Source organism: Bacillus sp. FSL R7-0646, from assembly GCF_037969865.1.
Classification (GTDB): domain Bacteria; phylum Bacillota; class Bacilli; order Bacillales; family Bacillaceae; genus Bacillus; species Bacillus licheniformis.
The window spans coordinates 146,843-165,378 of record NZ_CP150217.1; the positions used below are offsets into that span (position 1 = coordinate 146,843).

The 18,536-nt window shown below is 45.4% G+C and carries 26 protein-coding genes and 1 rRNA gene; 24 read left to right on the plus strand and 3 right to left on the minus strand.

Features of this window, described 5'->3' with window-relative positions; genetic code table 11:
* Positions 1–16: 16 nt before the first annotated feature.
* From rpsE to rpsI, 19 genes are all read left to right on the plus strand, one after another.
* Positions 17–517, plus strand: coding sequence for a 30S ribosomal protein S5 (gene rpsE / locus MKY62_RS00825; RefSeq protein ID WP_025805814.1), 501 nt, complete (start codon positions 17–19; stop codon positions 515–517).
* 13 nt (positions 518–530) lie between these two features.
* Entirely contained in the window at positions 531–710 is a 180-nt protein-coding gene (gene rpmD, locus MKY62_RS00830) for a 50S ribosomal protein L30 (protein WP_003178363.1), read from the plus strand.
* Between the two features lie 30 nt (positions 711–740).
* Positions 741–1,181, plus strand: a complete 441-nt coding sequence (gene rplO / locus MKY62_RS00835) for a 50S ribosomal protein L15 (RefSeq protein WP_003178364.1) — start codon at positions 741–743, stop codon at positions 1,179–1,181.
* Between the two features lies 1 nt (position 1,182).
* The gene (gene secY / locus MKY62_RS00840) at positions 1,183–2,478 is read left to right on the plus strand and encodes a preprotein translocase subunit SecY (protein ID WP_003178368.1); all 1,296 of its coding nucleotides are present in this window, start codon (positions 1,183–1,185) and stop codon (positions 2,476–2,478) included.
* A 53-nt stretch (positions 2,479–2,531) separates the two neighbouring features.
* Positions 2,532–3,185: an adenylate kinase gene (locus MKY62_RS00845; RefSeq protein ID WP_003178371.1), complete on the plus strand. Its 654-nt coding sequence runs from the start codon at positions 2,532–2,534 to the stop codon at positions 3,183–3,185.
* Positions 3,182–3,928 carry a type I methionyl aminopeptidase gene (gene map / locus MKY62_RS00850; protein WP_003178373.1) on the plus strand — a complete coding sequence of 249 codons (747 nt, stop codon included), beginning with the start codon at positions 3,182–3,184 and terminating at the stop codon, positions 3,926–3,928. Before MKY62_RS00845 ends, map begins: the two co-directional genes overlap by 4 nt.
* 10 nt (positions 3,929–3,938) lie before the next feature.
* Positions 3,939–4,268 carry a KOW domain-containing RNA-binding protein gene (locus MKY62_RS00855; protein ID WP_003178375.1) on the plus strand — a complete coding sequence of 110 codons (330 nt, stop codon included), beginning with the start codon at positions 3,939–3,941 and terminating at the stop codon, positions 4,266–4,268.
* Positions 4,246–4,464, plus strand: coding sequence for a translation initiation factor IF-1 (gene infA / locus MKY62_RS00860; protein WP_003178377.1), 219 nt, complete (start codon positions 4,246–4,248; stop codon positions 4,462–4,464). The genes MKY62_RS00855 and infA overlap by 23 nt, the downstream gene beginning before the upstream one ends.
* Before the next feature lie 33 nt (positions 4,465–4,497).
* Positions 4,498–4,611: a 50S ribosomal protein L36 gene (gene rpmJ, locus MKY62_RS00865; RefSeq protein WP_003156543.1), complete on the plus strand. Its 114-nt coding sequence runs from the start codon at positions 4,498–4,500 to the stop codon at positions 4,609–4,611.
* A 22-nt stretch (positions 4,612–4,633) separates the two neighbouring features.
* Positions 4,634–4,999, plus strand: coding sequence for a 30S ribosomal protein S13 (rpsM, locus tag MKY62_RS00870; RefSeq protein WP_003178378.1), 366 nt, complete (start codon positions 4,634–4,636; stop codon positions 4,997–4,999).
* A gap of 20 nt (positions 5,000–5,019) precedes the next feature.
* Positions 5,020–5,415 carry a 30S ribosomal protein S11 gene (gene rpsK / locus MKY62_RS00875; RefSeq protein ID WP_003178380.1) on the plus strand — a complete coding sequence of 132 codons (396 nt, stop codon included), beginning with the start codon at positions 5,020–5,022 and terminating at the stop codon, positions 5,413–5,415.
* Positions 5,416–5,589: 174 nt separating this feature from the next.
* The gene (locus MKY62_RS00880; RefSeq protein ID WP_003178382.1) at positions 5,590–6,534 is read left to right on the plus strand and encodes a DNA-directed RNA polymerase subunit alpha; all 945 of its coding nucleotides are present in this window, start codon (positions 5,590–5,592) and stop codon (positions 6,532–6,534) included.
* A gap of 77 nt (positions 6,535–6,611) precedes the next feature.
* The gene (gene rplQ / locus MKY62_RS00885; protein ID WP_003178384.1) at positions 6,612–6,974 is read left to right on the plus strand and encodes a 50S ribosomal protein L17; all 363 of its coding nucleotides are present in this window, start codon (positions 6,612–6,614) and stop codon (positions 6,972–6,974) included.
* 141 nt (positions 6,975–7,115) lie between these two features.
* A complete protein-coding gene (locus tag MKY62_RS00890) occupies positions 7,116–7,961 on the plus strand; it encodes an energy-coupling factor ABC transporter ATP-binding protein (RefSeq protein WP_003178386.1) in 846 nt (281 codons plus the stop codon).
* Positions 7,937–8,806, plus strand: coding sequence for an energy-coupling factor ABC transporter ATP-binding protein (locus MKY62_RS00895; RefSeq protein WP_003178387.1), 870 nt, complete (start codon positions 7,937–7,939; stop codon positions 8,804–8,806). Before MKY62_RS00890 ends, MKY62_RS00895 begins: the two co-directional genes overlap by 25 nt.
* Positions 8,803–9,600 (plus strand): energy-coupling factor transporter transmembrane protein EcfT, encoded by a 798-nt coding sequence (locus tag MKY62_RS00900; RefSeq protein ID WP_003178389.1) that lies wholly within the window; start codon positions 8,803–8,805, stop codon positions 9,598–9,600. The genes MKY62_RS00895 and MKY62_RS00900 overlap by 4 nt, the downstream gene beginning before the upstream one ends.
* 10 nt (positions 9,601–9,610) lie before the next feature.
* Positions 9,611–10,354 carry a tRNA pseudouridine(38-40) synthase TruA gene (gene truA, locus MKY62_RS00905; RefSeq protein ID WP_003178391.1) on the plus strand — a complete coding sequence of 248 codons (744 nt, stop codon included), beginning with the start codon at positions 9,611–9,613 and terminating at the stop codon, positions 10,352–10,354.
* Between the two features lie 160 nt (positions 10,355–10,514).
* Positions 10,515–10,952, plus strand: coding sequence for a 50S ribosomal protein L13 (rplM, locus tag MKY62_RS00910; protein ID WP_003178393.1), 438 nt, complete (start codon positions 10,515–10,517; stop codon positions 10,950–10,952).
* Between the two features lie 20 nt (positions 10,953–10,972).
* Complete coding sequence (gene rpsI, locus MKY62_RS00915) at positions 10,973–11,365, plus strand: 30S ribosomal protein S9 (RefSeq protein ID WP_003178395.1); 393 nt, start codon at positions 10,973–10,975, stop codon at positions 11,363–11,365.
* A 50-nt stretch (positions 11,366–11,415) separates the two neighbouring features.
* On the opposite strand, the gene MKY62_RS00920 is transcribed toward rpsI, so the two are convergent.
* Positions 11,416–11,874 (minus strand): DinB family protein, encoded by a 459-nt coding sequence (locus MKY62_RS00920; RefSeq protein WP_061576644.1) that lies wholly within the window; start codon positions 11,872–11,874, stop codon positions 11,416–11,418.
* 111 nt (positions 11,875–11,985) lie between these two features.
* Here MKY62_RS00920 and MKY62_RS00925 point away from each other — a divergent pair, with 111 nt between their 5' ends.
* From MKY62_RS00925 to MKY62_RS00935, 3 genes are all read left to right on the plus strand, one after another.
* The gene (locus tag MKY62_RS00925; protein ID WP_003178399.1) at positions 11,986–12,429 is read left to right on the plus strand and encodes a YbaK family protein; all 444 of its coding nucleotides are present in this window, start codon (positions 11,986–11,988) and stop codon (positions 12,427–12,429) included.
* A 92-nt stretch (positions 12,430–12,521) separates the two neighbouring features.
* On the plus strand, positions 12,522–13,235 hold the full coding sequence (gene cwlD / locus MKY62_RS00930; RefSeq protein ID WP_003178401.1) for an N-acetylmuramoyl-L-alanine amidase CwlD: 714 nt from the start codon (positions 12,522–12,524) through the stop codon (positions 13,233–13,235).
* An 85-nt stretch (positions 13,236–13,320) separates the two neighbouring features.
* Positions 13,321–14,382: an Mrp/NBP35 family ATP-binding protein gene (locus MKY62_RS00935; protein ID WP_003178403.1), complete on the plus strand. Its 1,062-nt coding sequence runs from the start codon at positions 13,321–13,323 to the stop codon at positions 14,380–14,382.
* A 53-nt stretch (positions 14,383–14,435) separates the two neighbouring features.
* On the opposite strand, the gene gerD is transcribed toward MKY62_RS00935, so the two are convergent.
* Positions 14,436–15,017, minus strand: coding sequence for a spore germination lipoprotein GerD (gene gerD / locus MKY62_RS00940; protein ID WP_003178405.1), 582 nt, complete (start codon positions 15,015–15,017; stop codon positions 14,436–14,438).
* A 114-nt stretch (positions 15,018–15,131) separates the two neighbouring features.
* On the opposite strand from gerD, the gene MKY62_RS00945 reads away from it, so the two are divergent.
* Entirely contained in the window at positions 15,132–15,731 is a 600-nt protein-coding gene (locus tag MKY62_RS00945) for a KinB-signaling pathway activation protein (protein ID WP_003178407.1), read from the plus strand.
* An 8-nt stretch (positions 15,732–15,739) separates the two neighbouring features.
* Here MKY62_RS00945 and pdaB read toward each other — a convergent pair whose 3' ends face one another.
* On the minus strand, positions 15,740–16,504 hold the full coding sequence (gene pdaB / locus MKY62_RS00950; protein WP_003178409.1) for a polysaccharide deacetylase family sporulation protein PdaB: 765 nt from the start codon (positions 16,502–16,504) through the stop codon (positions 15,740–15,742).
* A 400-nt stretch (positions 16,505–16,904) separates the two neighbouring features.
* Between pdaB and MKY62_RS00955 the strand changes: the two genes are divergently transcribed.
* A 16S ribosomal RNA gene (locus tag MKY62_RS00955) occupies positions 16,905–18,454 on the plus strand.
* Positions 18,455–18,536 lie beyond the last annotated feature (82 nt).

Sequence of the window (18,536 nt, forward strand, 5' to 3'; positions counted from 1 at the left end):
GGAGGGACATATGAATATGCGTCGTATTGACCCAAGCAAATTAGAGTTAGAAGAACGCTTAGTTACCGTTAACCGCGTAGCGAAAGTTGTTAAAGGTGGTCGTCGTTTCCGTTTCGCAGCTCTAGTCGTTGTCGGTGACAAAAACGGTCACGTTGGTTTCGGAACTGGTAAAGCACAAGAAGTTCCGGAAGCGATTCGCAAAGCTGTTGAAGATGCGAAAAAGAATTTGATCGAAGTACCAATGGTTGGAACTACAATTCCACACGAAATCATCGGACGTTTCGGTGCAGGAAACATCTTGTTAAAACCTGCTTCTGAAGGTACGGGAGTCATCGCTGGAGGCCCAGTACGTGCGGTACTTGAGCTTGCAGGTGTATCTGATATCCTTTCTAAGTCTTTAGGTTCTAACACACCGATCAACATGATCCGTGCAACAGTCCAAGGTTTAAGCGAGCTGAAACGCGCTGAGGACGTTGCGAAGCTTCGTGGAAAATCTGTAGAAGAACTGTTAGGATAAGGAGGGAACATTAATGGCTAAATTAGAAATTACCCTCAAACGCAGTGTAATCGGACGCCCGGAAGATCAGCGCATTACTGTAAGAACGCTTGGTTTAAAGAAAACAAACCAAACTGTCGTTCATGAAGACAACGCTGCAATCCGCGGTATGATTAACAAAGTATCTCATTTAGTTTCTGTTAAAGAACTTTAAAAATAAACGATAGGCTAAGGAGGTGTCCAAATGAAACTTCATGAATTAAAGCCCGCAGAAGGTTCACGTAAAACGCGCAACCGCGTAGGTCGTGGTATTGGTTCTGGTAACGGTAAAACAGCTGGTAAAGGTCATAAAGGTCAAAACGCTCGTTCTGGCGGCGGTGTACGTCCTGGATTCGAGGGTGGACAAATGCCTTTATTCCAACGTCTTCCTAAACGCGGTTTCACAAACATCAACCGCAAGGAATTCGCTGTGGTCAACCTAGACAAACTCAACAGCTTTGCAGAAGGGACGGAAGTTACTCCTGAACTTCTTTTAGAAACAGGTGTAATCAGCAAGTTGAAATCTGGAGTGAAAATTCTTGGCGACGGTAAATTAGAAAAGAAATTAACTGTTAAAGCCAATAAATTCTCCGCTTCTGCTAAACAAGCAATTGAGGCTGCTGGCGGTACAGCTGAGGTGATCTAACTTGTTTAAGACAATCTCCAATTTTATGCGTGTGAAGGATATTCGGAATAAGATTATCTTCACTCTTTTAATGCTTATCGTCTTTCGTCTCGGTTCGTTCATTCCTGTGCCGCACGTAAACACAGAAGTTTTAAAGGCACAGGATCAAATGAGCGTATTTGGGATTCTAAACACATTTGGCGGCGGTGCATTGTTCAACTTCTCCATTCTTGCGATGGGAATCATGCCTTACATCACAGCTTCTATCATCATCCAGCTCCTGCAGATGGATGTTGTGCCGAAGTTTACCGAATGGTCTAAGCAGGGGGAAGTTGGTCGCCGAAAACTAGCTCAGTTCACAAGGTACTTCACGATCGTTCTTGGATTTATCCAGGCTTTAGGTATGTCTTACGGGTTTAACAACATGGCCGGCGGCGCGTTGATTACAGACCCGGGAGTCGGTACTTATTTGCTTATTGCGATTGTACTAACTGCTGGAACTGCTTTTTTAATGTGGCTGGGAGAACAAATTACGTCTCATGGAGTTGGTAACGGAATATCCATTATCATCTTCGCCGGTATCGTTGCCGGTATTCCGCAGACGATTAATCAGATCTACGCTCAGCAGTTTGTAGATGCTGGAGATCAGTTATTCTTGCAAATCATAAAGGTTGTCGTTATATTGGTTGCGATTTTAGCGATTGTCGTTGGCGTTATTTTCATCCAACAGGCGGTTAGAAAAATCTCAATTCAATATGCGAAAGGTTCAGGCCGTTCACCGGTTCCTGGCGGCCAGTCTACACACTTGCCGCTGAAGGTTAACCCGGCGGGAGTTATTCCGGTTATCTTTGCCGTAGCATTTATCACCACTCCGCGGACCGTGGCAACATTCTTTGGCTCCAATGACGTCACGAATTGGATTCAAAAAACGTTTGATTACACGCATCCGGTCGGAATGGGAGTTTATGCAGCATTGATCATCGCCTTTACCTATTTCTATGCATTTGTGCAGGTTAACCCTGAGCAAATGGCCGATAATCTTAAAAAACAAGGTGGCTATATTCCGGGAGTTCGTCCAGGAAAAATGACTCAAGATAGAATTACGAGCATTTTGTATCGACTTACATTTGTAGGCTCCATATTCTTGGCCGTGATTGCCATTCTTCCTGTCTTGTTCGTTAATATTGCTGGGCTGCCTTCTTCTGCACAAATTGGTGGAACAAGTTTGCTGATTGTCATCGGGGTTGCACTTGAAACAATGAAGCAGCTTGAAAGCCAGCTGGTAAAACGAAACTATCGTGGATTTATGAAGCACTAGAGGAAATGGGGCGCGCCCATTCCCTCTAAAATAGAGAGGACGGGGAATCCGAAATGAACTTAGTCTTAATGGGACTGCCTGGAGCCGGTAAAGGGACACAGGCTGAACGGATTGTTGAAGATTTTGGGATACCTCATATCTCAACAGGAGACATGTTCCGCGCTGCGATGAAAGAAGAAACGGATCTGGGACTCGAAGCCAAATCATACATTGATAAAGGTGAGCTTGTTCCGGATGAAGTGACAATTGGTATTGTCAGGGAGAGACTTGGCAAGAATGATTGTGACGGAGGTTTTCTTCTGGACGGATTTCCGAGAACAGTCGCTCAAGCTGAAGCACTTGAGGAAATTCTTAAAGGACTTGGCAAGTCGATTGACCATGTCATCAACATTCAAGTCGATAAAGATGCATTGATGGAACGTCTGACAGGACGCAGAATCTGCAAAAACTGCGGTGCAACTTATCATTTAGTCTTTAATCCGCCTGCAAAAGAAAATGTATGCGACAAGTGTGGAGGAGAGCTTTATCAGCGTGAAGACGATAATGAAGCTACCGTATCCACGCGGTTAGAGGTCAACATGAAGCAAACCCAGCCTTTACTCGATTTCTATGAAGATAAAGGATATCTCGTAAACATTGACGGGCAGAAGCACATCAATGAAGTTTACGCTGATATAAAGGAGCTTCTCGGAGGCCGGGACAAATGATTATTTGTAAAACTCCCCGAGAAATCGAAATCATGCGGGAGGCCGGACGAATTGTCGCTTTAACTCATCAGGAGCTAAAAAAGCACATTAAACCCGGCATCTCGACAAAAGAATTGGATCAAATTGCCGAACGTTTTATTACAAAGCAAGGTGCAATCCCATCTTTTAAAGGGTATAATGGTTTTCGCGGGAGCATTTGCGTTTCGGTCAACGAAGAACTCGTGCACGGTATTCCGGGAAAACGAGTCCTTCGCGACGGGGACATCATCAGCATCGATATCGGTGCGAAGCTAAACGGTTATCATGGTGACTCCGCTTGGACTTATCCAGTGGGTACGATCAGCGATGATGATCAGAAGCTGCTGGATGTGACAGAGGAGTCTTTATATAGAGGCTTGAAGGAAGCAAAACCGGGAGAACGTTTGTCGAATATTTCCCACGCAATACAAACGTATGTCGAAAGCGAACAATTTTCAGTCGTCAGGGAATATGTAGGACACGGGGTAGGGCAGGATCTGCATGAGGATCCGCAAATTCCTCACTACGGTCCGCCGAACAAAGGCCCGCGTTTAAAGCCTGGCATGGTCTTGGCCATTGAGCCGATGGTCAATGCAGGTACACGCTATGTCAAAACATTGGCTGACAACTGGACGGTTGTAACTGTGGACGGGAAGAAGTGTGCTCACTTTGAACACACGATTGCCATTACGGATGCCGGTTTTGAGATACTGACAAAAGCCTAGGTGAAATGAGATGTATCGGAAAACACCTGAAATTGGACAGTTCGTACGCATGACAAGAGGCCGCGAAATGAACCAATACGCAGTTGTTATTGATATAGTCGATCATCATCATGTGCTGGTAGCAGACGGAGAAAAGCGTAAATTTCATTCTCCTAAGAAAAAGAATATCAATCATTTAACCTTTTATGATTGCGTATCTCCGGAAGTTCAGAACAGTATAAACGAAACAGGGCGTGTGACAAACGGAAAATTGAGATTTTCTCTTTTGAAATTTGTCAGAGAGCAAGTTACTGATTTGAAGAAGGGAGAACACTTGAATGGCGAAAGACGATGTAATTGAAGTGGAAGGTACTGTAGTCGAAACGCTGCCAAACGCAATGTTCAAAGTTGAACTTGAGAATGGCCACACGGTTTTGGCTCACGTATCTGGTAAAATCCGCATGCACTTCATTCGCATTTTACCTGGAGACAAAGTTACGGTAGAATTATCTCCATATGACTTAACTCGTGGTAGAATTACGTACCGTTACAAATAAAGCACTCCGGAAATTGAAGGAGGTTGGAAACACATGAAAGTGAGACCATCAGTTAAACCGATCTGTGAAAAATGCAAGGTCATTCGCAGAAAAGGAAAAGTAATGGTGATCTGTGAAAATCCAAAGCATAAACAAAAACAAGGATAATTTTTAAGGAGGTGCGAGAGAGATGGCTCGTATTGCTGGTGTAGATATCCCACGTGATAAACGTGTTGTTATTTCATTAACATACATCTTTGGAATCGGTCGTACAACGGCTCAGCAAATCTTAAAAGAAGCTGGAGTTTCTGAAGATACTCGCGTTCGTGATTTGACTGAAGAAGAACTTGGTAAAATCCGTGACGTGATCGACAAATTGAAAGTAGAAGGTGACCTTCGCCGTGAAGTGTCTCTTAACATCAAACGTCTGATCGAAATCGGAAGCTACCGCGGAATTCGTCATCGTCGCGGATTGCCTGTTCGCGGTCAAAATACTAAAAATAACGCGCGTACTCGTAAAGGTCCGCGTCGTACTGTAGCTAACAAGAAAAAATAAGCAAGGGAGGTAATTAAACAATGGCTGCTGCACGTAAAACAAACACGCGTAAACGTCGCGTGAAAAAGAATATTGAATCTGGAATTGCTCATATCCGTTCAACTTTCAACAACACGATTGTTACTATCACAGATGTTCATGGCAATGCTCTTTCTTGGTCAAGTGCCGGAGCTTTAGGATTTAAAGGTTCTAAAAAATCCACTCCATTCGCTGCACAAATGGCTGCTGAAACAGCTGCTAAAGGTTCTATCGAACATGGACTTAAAACTCTTGAAGTTACTGTAAAAGGACCAGGTTCCGGCCGTGAAGCTGCAATTCGTGCACTTCAAGCTGCTGGACTAGAAGTTACAGCGATCAGAGACGTAACGCCTGTTCCTCATAACGGATGCCGTCCGCCAAAACGTCGCCGCGTGTAATTTGTTTGTATAGATTTTGTGTCCCTGTCAATAATGGGTTATGATACAGTTAATTTATAAAACGAATGCACACTCGTTGCCTGAGCACATACGGGACTAAACAATGGGGAATTTCGGATAGAATCAGAGAAATTCTTTCCGGGGTTTCGACGTTTTGAAGGAGGGTTTTATGAAATGATCGAGATTGAAAAACCAAAAATCGAAACGGTTGAAATCAGCGACGATGCCAAGTATGGTAAATTTGTCGTAGAGCCACTTGAGCGTGGATATGGTACAACTTTGGGTAACTCCTTACGTCGTATCCTTTTATCCTCACTCCCTGGTGCCGCTGTAACATCGATCCAAATAGATGGTGTACTGCATGAATTCTCGACGATCGAAGGCGTTGTTGAAGATGTTACAACGATTATCTTAAACATTAAAAAACTTGCACTGAAAATCTACTCTGAAGAAGAGAAGACGCTTGAGATTGATGTTCAGGGTGAAGGAGTTGTAACAGCTGCTGATATTACCCACGACAGTGATGTTGAGATTTTGAATCCTGATCTTCACATTGCGACTCTTGGCCAAAATGCGAGTTTTCGAGTTCGCTTAACTGCTCAAAGAGGTCGCGGGTATACACCAGCTGACGCGAATAAAAGAGACGATCAGCCGATTGGCGTCATCCCGATTGATTCCATCTTTACACCTGTTTCTCGCGTATCTTATCAAGTTGAGAATACTCGTGTGGGTCAGATTACAAACTATGACAAACTTACGCTTGACGTATGGACAGATGGAAGCACTGGACCAAAAGAAGCTATTGCACTTGGTTCAAAGATTTTGACTGAACACCTTAATATTTTTGTCGGTTTGACCGACGAAGCTCAGCACGCTGAAATCATGGTAGAAAAAGAAGAGGATCAAAAAGAAAAAGTTCTTGAAATGACTATTGAAGAACTCGATCTTTCAGTCCGTTCTTACAACTGCTTGAAGCGTGCAGGAATCAATACAGTTCAAGAACTTGCGAACAAAACTGAAGAAGATATGATGAAAGTTCGCAACCTGGGCCGCAAGTCGCTTGAAGAAGTAAAAGCGAAACTTGAAGAACTTGGACTTGGCCTTCGCAAAGACGATTGACTAGTTTCCATGTGAACTAGGATTTTCGTGTGTTTTTTATTTCAGATAGAGTATTTCAATAAAGGAGGGGACACCACATGTCATACAGAAAACTAGGACGCACTAGTGCACAGCGTAAAGCAATGCTGCGTGATCTTACAACAGACTTGATCATCAACGAGAGAATTGAAACAACAGAAGCTCGCGCGAAAGAACTTCGCTCTGTTGTAGAAAAAATGATTACACTTGGCAAGCGCGGAGATTTACACGCACGCCGCCAAGCAGCTGCATACATCCGCAATGAGGTTGCAGATGCAGAGAAAAACCAAGATGCACTTCAAAAACTTTTCTCTGATGTAGCACCTCGTTATGAAGAGCGCCAAGGCGGATACACACGTATTATGAAGCTTGGTCCTCGCCGTGGTGACGGAGCACCAATGGCTATCATCGAATTGGTTTAATCACATATTTTGTGTGTCTAAAGAAGGGCGGGACAGTTTTTAACTGGATCTATGCCCTTTTTTTAGATACCGGGGAATTTTCTATGATAAAAGAATAGTCAGAAAAGCAGAGCTTTAGAGGAGAGGAGGCCGGACGGGCAAATGAATCAAGAGCGATTAATCGCTGCAGAAGATATCACGTTTCGCTACCAGAAAGATGCAGACAGGCCTGCGCTTGATCACGTATCTTTCCATGTGTCGAAAGGAGAATGGCTTGCGATCGTCGGTCACAACGGTTCAGGAAAGTCGACGCTCGCCCGTGCTTTAAACGGACTGATTCTGCCTGATGAAGGATCGATTAAAGTAGGCGGTATCAAGCTGACGGAAGAGACGGTCTGGGATGTCCGAAAAAAGGTCGGCATGGTGTTTCAAAATCCGGATAACCAATTTGTCGGGACAACCGTCCGCGATGATGTGGCTTTTGGTTTAGAAAACAGCGGAGTTCCAAGAGAAGACATGGTGGAAAGGGTGGATTGGGCCGTTCAACAGGTGAACATGCAAGAATTTCTCGATCAAGAGCCGCACCATCTCTCGGGAGGACAAAAGCAGCGTGTTGCGATTGCGGGAGTGCTTGCTGCCCGGCCTGACATCATGATTCTCGACGAAGCGACTTCCATGCTCGACCCGATGGGGCGGGAAGAAGTGCTGGATACGGTCAGAAGGCTGAAAGACCAAGGAATGGTTACGGTCATTTCGATTACCCATGACTTAAACGAAGCCGCGAAGGCCGACCGGATCATCGTCATGAACAGCGGTAGAAAATTTGCCGAAGGCACGCCGCAGGAAGTCTTTCGTCTGAATCAAGATCTGATTAAAATCGGGCTTGATTTGCCATTTTCTTTTCAGCTCACCCAAATGCTGAAGGAAAGCGGTCTGGCTCTGAAAGGCGATCATCTGACACAAGAAGGATTGGTGAATGAGCTATGGACATTGAAATCAAAGATGTAGAGCACCGATACCAGATGAAAACGCCTTTTGAACGCCTGGCGATCTATGATGTCAACGCTGTGATTAAAGAAGGAAGCTATGTCGCCGTAATCGGCCATACAGGATCGGGAAAATCGACTTTGCTTCAGCACCTGAACGGGCTTTTAAAACCGACAAAAGGACAGATACGCCTCGGCGAGGACGTTCTTGAAGCAGGCAAAAAGAATAAACATCTAAAAGCTTTGCGGAAAAAGGTCGGCATTGTCTTTCAGTTTCCTGAACATCAGCTGTTTGAAGAAACAATTTTAAAGGATATCGCATTCGGTCCGATCAACTTTGGCATGAGCCGGGAAAAGGCGGAAGAAAAAGCGAGGGAAATGCTGAAGCTGGTAGGTTTGGGTGCAGAGCTGTCCGACAGGTCTCCGTTTGAACTAAGCGGAGGGCAAATGCGCCGCGTGGCCATTGCGGGAGTGCTGGCGATGGAGCCTGAGGTTCTTGTCCTCGATGAACCGACGGCAGGGCTTGACCCAAGAGGCCGCAAGGAGATCATGGACATGTTCTACAGCCTCCATAAGCAGAGGAACCTGACGACAATTCTCGTCACCCACAGTATGGAAGACGCGGCAGCGTATGCAGATGAACTGATTGTGATGCATAAAGGGACGGTCAAAGCAAAAGGGACGCCGCGGGAGCTTTTTTCAAGGAAAGACGACATTGCCGCTTTAGGGCTTGATTTGCCGGAAACGATTAAATTCCAAAAACGCCTTGAAGAGACGCTGGGGATTACGTTCAAAGCGCCGATTTTGACGATTGAAGAAGCAGCCTCCGAAGTTAAAGCTCTTTTTCAGGAGGAAAATGCCCTATGATGGACAATATCATTATCGGCAAATACGTACCCGGGAAATCGGTCATTCATCGGCTCGATCCGCGTACAAAGCTGTTAACCATTTTCCTTTTTGTCTTTATCGTTTTTTTCGCGAATAATACGGAAACATATGCATTGCTCGGCCTGTTTACGGTTGCAGCCGCCGCTTTGTCAGGCGTTCCGGTGCGATTCCTTATAAAAGGAATGAAGCCGGTGTTCTGGATTGTGCTGTTTACGTTTCTGCTTCATATTTTTATGACAAGGGAAGGACCGGTTCTCGCCGATCTCGGCCTGTTTAAAATTTATGAACAGGGGCTTGTTCAAGGGATTTTTATTTCTCTGCGCTTTGTTTACCTCATCATGATCACAACGATTTTAACATTGACGACGACTCCAATCGAAGTGACCGATGGTTTGGAGCATTTGCTCGGTCCGTTTAAAAAATTGAAGCTTCCCGTCCATGAACTCGCTCTCATGATGTCCATCTCCCTCAGATTTATACCGACTTTGATCGAAGAGACGGATAAGATCATGAAAGCGCAAATGGCAAGAGGCGTCGATTTTGCGAACGGCCCGGTCAAAGAACGCGTCAAAGCGATCGTTCCTCTCCTTGTCCCGCTTTTTGTCAGTGCCTTTAAAAGAGCTGAAGAGCTTGCAACCGCGATGGAGGCGCGAGGATACAGGGGAGGAGAAGGCCGTACAAAATACAGGCAGCTGACATGGAAATGGAAGGATACTTCCGTGCTCCTCATTTTAGCTGTTCTTGGCGTTTTGCTAATTTTATTGCGGACTTAGGTGATGGACGATGAGAATGAAGTGCACGATTTCATATGACGGACACCTTTTTTACGGCTACCAAGTGCAGCCTGGGCAAAGAACGATTCAGGATGAGCTTGAAAAAGCGCTGCAAACGCTCCATAAAGCGAAGGAGCGTATTCCTGTCGTTTCATCCGGGCGCACCGACAGCGGCGTCCACGCAGTCGGACAGACGATTCATTTTGACAGTCCGCTATCCATTCCTGAGGCGAAATGGCCGTATGCATTGAATGCCCTGCTGCCCGATGATATATCGGTCCGCAAGGCGGAAGCTGTCAATGATCAATTTCATGCGAGGTTTTCTGCGAAAAGAAAAGAATACCGGTATATGATATACAGGGGCAGACATCCGGACGTTTTTAAACGCTACTATGCATACCATGTTCCTTATGACCTTGATATGGAGAAAGTTAAGGAAGCCTCCCGCTATCTGGTCGGAACCCATGACTTCACAAGCTTTTGTGCGACCAAAACCGAAGTGAAGGATAAAGTCAGAACGGTCCATGAACTGGAATGGTCTGACACAGGGGACGGACTGCAGATGAGAATTGTGGGAAGCGGATTTTTGTATAACATGGTTAGAATCATTGCCGGTACGCTTCTTGATGTAGGAACCGGCAAATTTTCCCCTGGTGACATTGAAAAGATGATTCTTGCCAAAAACCGCGATGCCGCAGGGCGCACTGCACCGGCACACGGCTTATATTTATGGCGTGTTATCTATGACAACTAAACCAGGTGTAACATTTTCTTGACAGAGAGTACAGAAAGTTATAAGATATCATATGGTATGTATTTCAACCCCACGATAAGCCCCGGAAACTTATTGTGTTTTGAAATAGAACGTAATTGAAGTTTATTGAAAATGGCAGATCATTTAGGAGGGAAATTTAATGCGTACAACACCTATGGCTAACGCAAGTAATATTGAACGCAAGTGGTTAGTTGTTGATGCTGCTGGCAAGACGCTAGGACGTCTTTCTACTGAAGTTGCATCTATCCTTCGCGGAAAACATAAACCAACTTACACACCACACGTTGACACTGGAGATCATGTGATCATCATCAACGCTGAAAAAATCGAGTTAACTGGTAAAAAGTTAACGGACAAAATCTACTACCGTCACACTCAACATCCAGGCGGTTTAAAATCAAGAACTGCTCTTGAAATGCGTACAAACTACCCTGAGAAAATGCTTGAACTTGCGATCAAAGGCATGCTTCCAAAAGGTTCTCTAGGTCGTCAAATGTTCAAAAAATTGAACGTATACCGTGGTTCTGAGCATCCACACCAAGCACAAAAACCTGAAGTTTACGAACTTCGCGGTTAATTAAAAAGGAGGTTACCAATTTGGCACAGGTTCAATATTACGGTACTGGCCGTCGTAAAAGCTCTGTAGCGCGCGTGCGTTTAGTTCCAGGAGAAGGCCGTATCATCGTGAATAATCGTGAAATCAGCGAGCACATCCCATCTGCAGCTCTAATCGAAGATATCAAACAACCATTAACTTTGACTGAAACAGCTGGTACTTATGACGTTTTAGTAAACGTACATGGAGGCGGCTTCTCCGGTCAAGCTGGAGCAATCCGTCACGGTATCGCCCGCGCTTTGCTTGAAGCAGATCCGGAATACCGTTCAACTCTAAAACGTGCCGGTCTACTGACTCGTGACGCACGTATGAAAGAGCGTAAAAAATACGGACTTAAAGGCGCACGCCGTGCACCTCAGTTCTCAAAACGTTAATTTCTGGCGTTTCAAAAACTCTCAAGCCATTTGGTTTGGGAGTTTTTTTATTATATTTTCCGCCCTATATATGAAGCGGATACTGGAGCAGAGCCCGATTCCCTCGCCCAGACGGAGATTTGGCCGATATGGTGGATCTCGTGTGCGATTAAATGCCTTAAAATATCGCCTTGCGTACAGACTTCGTCTGACCAAGCCGCTTTAACCGGCAGATGTTCGAAGGCGCTGGAATAATTAAAAATTACACTTTCTATTTCTGAGCGGTGCAGGTCGGAAAACCGAGCGATCTGCTGAATCGTCTGGTAATGAGAGTAATCAGGTTGAATATCCGGTTTTTCTAAAATGGCGTAGATCCAGCTTACTTCCACATCTACAATATGAAACAGATTTTTCTTAATGCTTCCCATTCCGCCTGAACGCTTCTTGACCAGCTCCTCTTGCGGCTGGCTGAGGCACCACTTAAACCATGCATGTCGAACTTCCCAATTATATTGAAACAATCCTTTCACTCATCTCACCTCTTCTAATATTTTCGGCTTCTTCCTCCGTTTCCCTTCCTTAGAAGAGCATGATTTCCGGCTCCTGACTGCACAATACAAGGTAAAAAGGAGGCGGTTTCTATGGGGACGGTCGTATCTTTTAACAATGAAAAACAAAAGAAGCAGATCAATTTGGAAAAACAGCTTCTGCGCGAACTGTCTTTGGAAAAAATGCTGAATTCTGCAGAGGAATGCTTTGCTCCTCTTTTTCACTTTTTTTCTAAGCATACGGATATCTTATATGACGGCTGCATCGACTTTGCCATTGAGGCATATTTGCTGGGAGCCGAGTACGGGAAGTTCGGCTATCACGGAGAACCCGTTCATCGAGCGATGATCCGCTCAGAAAAAGAAGAAAAACAGCTACTGCACGAGCTTTATGAATATGCTGTCAGCTGGTCTGAGGCTTTTAATGTTCAAGCTGCTTATGAACCGCTCTATTATGCCTGCGAATACTTCATCCAAAGCTGGTGGAAGGAAGGCTTCAGCCAGCGGGAAAGACGCTTTAAGCTTCGGCTCAGATAAAACAAAGTTTTATGAAAAAGTGAGGCCAAGCTTAATCATATTTCCTTTCCTTGTCCCATATCTTGTAGTAAGGACGAGCGGGAGGGAAAGGGATGAAGAAAAAAATAAAATGGCTCGGGTTTTTACTCGGCTTTGTCGTTTTATTATGTTTATTTCAATATCAATTCAACAATGATGATTCTTGGCGGTCATGGAATCTTCCGCTGAGCGGCAAAATCATTTATATTGATCCTGGACACGGGGGCGCCGATGGAGGGGCATCAAGCGGTGAACTCCTTGAAAAAGACGTGGCTCTTGAAGTATCCCTAAGAATCAGGGACTATCTCCAGGAGCAGGGCGCCTTGGTGATGCTGACGCGGGAGGACGATCATGATCTCGCTCCTGAAGAAACGAGGGGACTCAGCAGAAGAAAAGCTGAAGACTTGCGGAAGAGGGTCGATATGATCAACAATTCTGAAGCCGATCTTTACCTCAGCATCCATTTGAATGCGATTCCTTCCGCGCGATGGAGCGGTGCGCAAAGCTTCTATTACGGGCAATATGAAGAGAATGAACGGGCCGCCAAGTTTATTCAGGATGAATTAAGACATAATCTTGAAAACACGACGCGGAAGGCAAAGCGGATACACGGAATTTATTTGATGCAAAATGTTAAAAAGCCCGGGGCCCTTGTCGAAATCGGGTTTTTGTCTAACCCGGAAGAGGCAAAACAGCTGGCCAAGCCCAAATATCAGGACAAAATCGCAGCATCCGTTTATAAAGGCGTATTGCGCTACTTTACAGAAGACAGAGACCCTCCTGAATAAGAGGGTTTCTTTTTGTGTCAAAGACACTATAAGGAAAGATATGCTATACTTATTTTGTAAACGAATACAACAAAGGGTGAGATCAATGTTGCGAGAAGACGATGTAAAAAAGATAGTCGGCGATTTGGACGAGCCATTTCTTCACAAGCCGCTCAGAGAGCTGGATGCCGTAAAAGAAATTAAAATAAAACCCGAAAAACGGCACGTCAGCGTAAAGGTGGCGCTCGCAAAAACGGGATCTGCCGAACAAATGCAGCTTCAGCAGGAAATCGTCATACGGTTGAAAGAAGCCGGTGCAGAGACGGTCGGCCTGCGTTTTGAGGAGCTGCCCGAAGAAGTCGTAATGAGTTATCAAGAGTCTGCCAAAGGGCAGGATCAATCTCTGCTGAATAGTGAAAAACAGCCTGTGTTTTTAGCTGTGGCAAGCGGCAAAGGCGGCGTCGGCAAGTCGACGGTGTCGGTCAATTTGGCTGTGTCCCTGGCGCGAATCGGAAAGAAAGTCGGATTAATCGACGCCGATATTTACGGTTTCAGTGTTCCGGATATGATGGGAATCACTGTACGGCCGACGATCGAAGGAGAAAAGGTCGTGCCGGTTGAAAGATTCGGGGTCAAAGTGATTTCGATGGGATTCTTTGTTGAAGACAATGCCCCTGTCATTTGGAGAGGCCCCATGCTTGGAAAAATGCTGAATAACTTCTTCCATGAGGTTGAATGGGGGGATGTCGATTATATTATCTTAGACCTGCCGCCGGGAACAGGCGATGTAGCGCTTGATGTTCACTCAATGCTTCCAAGCTGCAAAGAGGTGATCGTGTCGACGCCGCACCCTACTGCCGCGTTTGTCGCTGCAAGAGCGGGCGCGATGGCCTTGAAGACCGATCATGAAATCGTGGGGATCGTTGAAAATATGGCTTATTACGAAAGCGTCAAAACAGGCGAGAAAGAATATGTATTCGGCAAAGGCGGAGGCGAAAAGCTCGCAGAGGAACTAGGCGTTCCAATTCTGGGCAAAATTCCGCTGAAGCAGCCGGATTGGGATGACAGCGAATTTGCGCCGTCCGTTTATGATGAAAGCCACCCGACCGGCGCCATTTATTTGGATATCGCCAAAAAAATCGACGAAAGCATTGGCGCAAAAGCTTAAAGAGCAAAAAAAGCTTCCTCCGCAGAAGAAGCTTTTAGGGAATGAAAAGCGGCTCAGCTTTGTTTTTCTTCGCCGCCTTTCATTTCTTCTTTCATGCTTTCAGCAGCAGCTTTTTTCAGTTCCTCTTCAAACTGCTTTCTGTAAAGAGGGCTTGTCAGAGTGTCAGATATGACTTCCTGCAGGTGGCTTCGGAATTCCTGGCTTCTGACAAGTTCACCGTATTTTTTGGCCATTTCAGGATCCTGCATGACCTGCATCAGCATTTTTTGGTACTCAGGATCTTTCATCAGTTTTTTCAGCACTTTTTCATGTTCATTTTGAAGTGTTTTGGCAAAGCCTTCAGCGAATTTTGGATCTTCAAAGACTTTTTTCCAAAATTCAGCTCCTTTTTTGGAGGTCATTGTTTTTTCAACGGTTTCTTTGACAGTTTTTTCATCCATTACAAGTGTTTCATTTAATTTGTCATCATTTAATATTTCTTGAATCGCTTTTTTTCCGTCATCTGTCTTTAATATATCGACAACCATTTTTTTGGTTTGTTCATAGTCCATCTCAGCTGCTTGGTCCGTGGGAGCACAAGCTGTTACAGATAGAAACAGAAAACAGCTTATCGATAGCATTGCGGTCTTGAACATGCTTAAGCTCCTTTCGAAAACTCGTCTTACCTTTAATATGAATGTCTTTTAAAAATTTATACATAACAAAATATCGCTGTTACAGCGGTTTATTTAGGGGTTGGGAAGTCTACAATGAAAAGCCGTAATCTCGTCCGATTTTTCTTTTCCGTATTGGGTGTCGGAGCTTTGACTACAAGTATTGTCGGTTTTGCCATAGAGTGGGGAAGATATAAGGAGCTGTTTCTTTCCTTCGAGGTATTGGAGATTCTGTCTGTTCTTTTCTGGTTTATCGGGGTTGGCATGATCTTTAGCGTGATTGCTCAAATGGGATTTGTGATTTTCTTAACGATTCACCGCTTTGCACTGGAAATTTTCAGATCTCATTCTTTGTGGAATTCGATTCAGCTGTTTTTGATTATATTTGTCGCGTTTGACTTGGTTTACTTGCGCTTTCTGTTTTTTGAAAAAGATGGAGGCTCCATCATTCCGTACATTTGGCTGCCGCTCTTTATTTTGGCGGTAGGCATTGCGGCCGCTTATGCAAAGCAAAAACAGTCCTCTAAAAAAACGTTCGTTTCCGCATTATTTCTAATGTTTGTTTTTACTGTGATGGAGTGGTTCCCGGCGTTAAGGGTCAATGAAGAGGACTGGCTCTATTTAATGCTGCTTCCTTTATTAGCCTGCAACGCTTTTCAGCTTTTAATGCTGCCAAAATTTCAGGCACGCGCTTAGACCGGCTGCTACTTTACTTCTGAAGATTTTGCATCCGTATTTGCGATTAATTCGCTGACGGTTACGTTTTTGAGCCCCTTGCTTCTGAGATGGTGCACGATCTCTGGCAGGGCTTCTTTTGTTTGTTTGGCGGAATCTGAAGCGTGAAAGAGCACGATGTCACCGGCGTTTACCGTTCCATTTACGTTTTGGACGATCTTTTGAACCCCCGGGTTCGTCCAGTCATCCGAGTTAATACTATAATGAACAACGGTGTAGCCGTACTGTTTAGCAACATCGAGTACGTCTTTATTAAACTGGCCGGTCGGCGGTCTTAAAAGCGTAAGGTCGTCAAGCCCGAGTTTTTGAAAGGAGTGTCGTGCTTTTGCTAAGTCTTTTTTGATCTCGCTTTTCTTCATTTGCGAATAGTTTTTATAAGCATAGCCCATACTCCCGATCTGGTGACCATCTTTACGGATTCTTTCTACGACATCCGGGTGGCGCTCTGCCCATGAAGCTGATAGAAAAAAGGTCGCGTCTTTAATACCGTTTGCTTTTAATGTGTCTAAAATGGGCATTGCCTTTTGATCTCCCCAGCTGATATTAAATGTAAGGGCTACTTCATTTGTATCTGAATCTCCTCTATATACCGCTTTTGCTCCGCCTTCTGTAGAAAACACAGGAAGAGGGAGCAGGTTTTGCACATAAAAAAAACTTGCTGTCGCAAAAGCGGCTATCATAATAATGATTAGCTGCTTAATCCGTTTGATATGCCACACATAAAAATGGTTCACAGAAAAACTCCTCCTTGTCCATGCTGCTTTGTTTTCATCCTATGCTTGTTTAAAATAGAACATAACAATAATTCATCTTAAGAAAAAAATTAAAAAGAGGGTTGACCGGAATTAAATAAACATGTTATATTGTTATTCGTCGCTGATAAACAGCTGACATGAAAAAGCTCCAAAAAATAATTTTGAGAAAAGTTATTGACAAATATGTGAGCTTGATGTTATATTATTAAAGCCGCTGAACGAAGCGGAAATGATCTTTGAAAACTAAACAAGACAAAACGTACCTGTTAATTCATTTTTATAAATCGCACATTTGAGTGTGCGTAGTCAGGGGCCTGCACGATGCAGGTCATGCAGATGTTGTCACAGGATGTGACGAACTTAATCTGCGCTCCATTATTTCATGGAGAGTTTGATCCTGGCTCAGGACGAACGCTGGCGGCGTGCCTAATACATGCAAGTCGAGCGGACCGACGGGAGCTTGCTCCCTTAGGTCAGCGGCGGACGGGTGAGTAACACGTGGGTAACCTGCCTGTAAGACTGGGATAACTCCGGGAAACCGGGGCTAATACCGGATGCTTGATTGAACCGCATGGTTCAATCATAAAAGGTGGCTTTTAGCTACCACTTACAGATGGACCCGCGGCGCATTAGCTAGTTGGTGAGGTAACGGCTCACCAAGGCGACGATGCGTAGCCGACCTGAGAGGGTGATCGGCCACACTGGGACTGAGACACGGCCCAGACTCCTACGGGAGGCAGCAGTAGGGAATCTTCCGCAATGGACGAAAGTCTGACGGAGCAACGCCGCGTGAGTGATGAAGGTTTTCGGATCGTAAAACTCTGTTGTTAGGGAAGAACAAGTACCGTTCGAATAGGGCGGTACCTTGACGGTACCTAACCAGAAAGCCACGGCTAACTACGTGCCAGCAGCCGCGGTAATACGTAGGTGGCAAGCGTTGTCCGGAATTATTGGGCGTAAAGCGCGCGCAGGCGGTTTCTTAAGTCTGATGTGAAAGCCCCCGGCTCAACCGGGGAGGGTCATTGGAAACTGGGGAACTTGAGTGCAGAAGAGGAGAGTGGAATTCCACGTGTAGCGGTGAAATGCGTAGAGATGTGGAGGAACACCAGTGGCGAAGGCGACTCTCTGGTCTGTAACTGACGCTGAGGCGCGAAAGCGTGGGGAGCGAACAGGATTAGATACCCTGGTAGTCCACGCCGTAAACGATGAGTGCTAAGTGTTAGAGGGTTTCCGCCCTTTAGTGCTGCAGCAAACGCATTAAGCACTCCGCCTGGGGAGTACGGTCGCAAGACTGAAACTCAAAGGAATTGACGGGGGCCCGCACAAGCGGTGGAGCATGTGGTTTAATTCGAAGCAACGCGAAGAACCTTACCAGGTCTTGACATCCTCTGACAACCCTAGAGATAGGGCTTCCCCTTCGGGGGCAGAGTGACAGGTGGTGCATGGTTGTCGTCAGCTCGTGTCGTGAGATGTTGGGTTAAGTCCCGCAACGAGCGCAACCCTTGATCTTAGTTGCCAGCATTCAGTTGGGCACTCTAAGGTGACTGCCGGTGACAAACCGGAGGAAGGTGGGGATGACGTCAAATCATCATGCCCCTTATGACCTGGGCTACACACGTGCTACAATGGGCAGAACAAAGGGCAGCGAAGCCGCGAGGCTAAGCCAATCCCACAAATCTGTTCTCAGTTCGGATCGCAGTCTGCAACTCGACTGCGTGAAGCTGGAATCGCTAGTAATCGCGGATCAGCATGCCGCGGTGAATACGTTCCCGGGCCTTGTACACACCGCCCGTCACACCACGAGAGTTTGTAACACCCGAAGTCGGTGAGGTAACCTTTTGGAGCCAGCCGCCGAAGGTGGGACAGATGATTGGGGTGAAGTCGTAACAAGGTAGCCGTATCGGAAGGTGCGGCTGGATCACCTCCTTTCTAAGGATATTATACGGAATATAAGACCTTGCGGTCTTATAGACAGGTGCGTTTGGATCTTGTTTAGTTTTGAAGGATCATT

Coding starts and splice junctions, on each gene's coding strand:
- rplQ (WP_003178384.1), top strand. CDS start 6,612: ATGTCATACAGAAAACTAGGACGCACTAGTGCACAGCGTAAAGCAATG.
- cwlD (WP_003178401.1), top strand. CDS start 12,522: ATGAAGAAAAAAATAAAATGGCTCGGGTTTTTACTCGGCTTTGTCGTT.
- gerD (WP_003178405.1), bottom strand. CDS start 15,017: ATGTTCAAGACCGCAATGCTATCGATAAGCTGTTTTCTGTTTCTATCT.
- rpmD (WP_003178363.1), top strand. CDS start 531: ATGGCTAAATTAGAAATTACCCTCAAACGCAGTGTAATCGGACGCCCG.
- MKY62_RS00925 (WP_003178399.1), top strand. CDS start 11,986: ATGGGGACGGTCGTATCTTTTAACAATGAAAAACAAAAGAAGCAGATC.
- MKY62_RS00945 (WP_003178407.1), top strand. CDS start 15,132: ATGAAAAGCCGTAATCTCGTCCGATTTTTCTTTTCCGTATTGGGTGTC.
- MKY62_RS00890 (WP_003178386.1), top strand. CDS start 7,116: ATGAATCAAGAGCGATTAATCGCTGCAGAAGATATCACGTTTCGCTAC.
- MKY62_RS00895 (WP_003178387.1), top strand. CDS start 7,937: ATGGACATTGAAATCAAAGATGTAGAGCACCGATACCAGATGAAAACG.
- map (WP_003178373.1), top strand. CDS start 3,182: ATGATTATTTGTAAAACTCCCCGAGAAATCGAAATCATGCGGGAGGCC.
- rplO (WP_003178364.1), top strand. CDS start 741: ATGAAACTTCATGAATTAAAGCCCGCAGAAGGTTCACGTAAAACGCGC.
- MKY62_RS00900 (WP_003178389.1), top strand. CDS start 8,803: ATGATGGACAATATCATTATCGGCAAATACGTACCCGGGAAATCGGTC.
- rpsE (WP_025805814.1), top strand. CDS start 17: ATGCGTCGTATTGACCCAAGCAAATTAGAGTTAGAAGAACGCTTAGTT.
- rpmJ (WP_003156543.1), top strand. CDS start 4,498: ATGAAAGTGAGACCATCAGTTAAACCGATCTGTGAAAAATGCAAGGTC.
- infA (WP_003178377.1), top strand. CDS start 4,246: ATGGCGAAAGACGATGTAATTGAAGTGGAAGGTACTGTAGTCGAAACG.
- rplM (WP_003178393.1), top strand. CDS start 10,515: ATGCGTACAACACCTATGGCTAACGCAAGTAATATTGAACGCAAGTGG.
- truA (WP_003178391.1), top strand. CDS start 9,611: ATGAGAATGAAGTGCACGATTTCATATGACGGACACCTTTTTTACGGC.
- MKY62_RS00935 (WP_003178403.1), top strand. CDS start 13,321: ATGTTGCGAGAAGACGATGTAAAAAAGATAGTCGGCGATTTGGACGAG.
- MKY62_RS00880 (WP_003178382.1), top strand. CDS start 5,590: ATGATCGAGATTGAAAAACCAAAAATCGAAACGGTTGAAATCAGCGAC.
- MKY62_RS00855 (WP_003178375.1), top strand. CDS start 3,939: ATGTATCGGAAAACACCTGAAATTGGACAGTTCGTACGCATGACAAGA.
- rpsM (WP_003178378.1), top strand. CDS start 4,634: ATGGCTCGTATTGCTGGTGTAGATATCCCACGTGATAAACGTGTTGTT.
- rpsK (WP_003178380.1), top strand. CDS start 5,020: ATGGCTGCTGCACGTAAAACAAACACGCGTAAACGTCGCGTGAAAAAG.
- MKY62_RS00845 (WP_003178371.1), top strand. CDS start 2,532: ATGAACTTAGTCTTAATGGGACTGCCTGGAGCCGGTAAAGGGACACAG.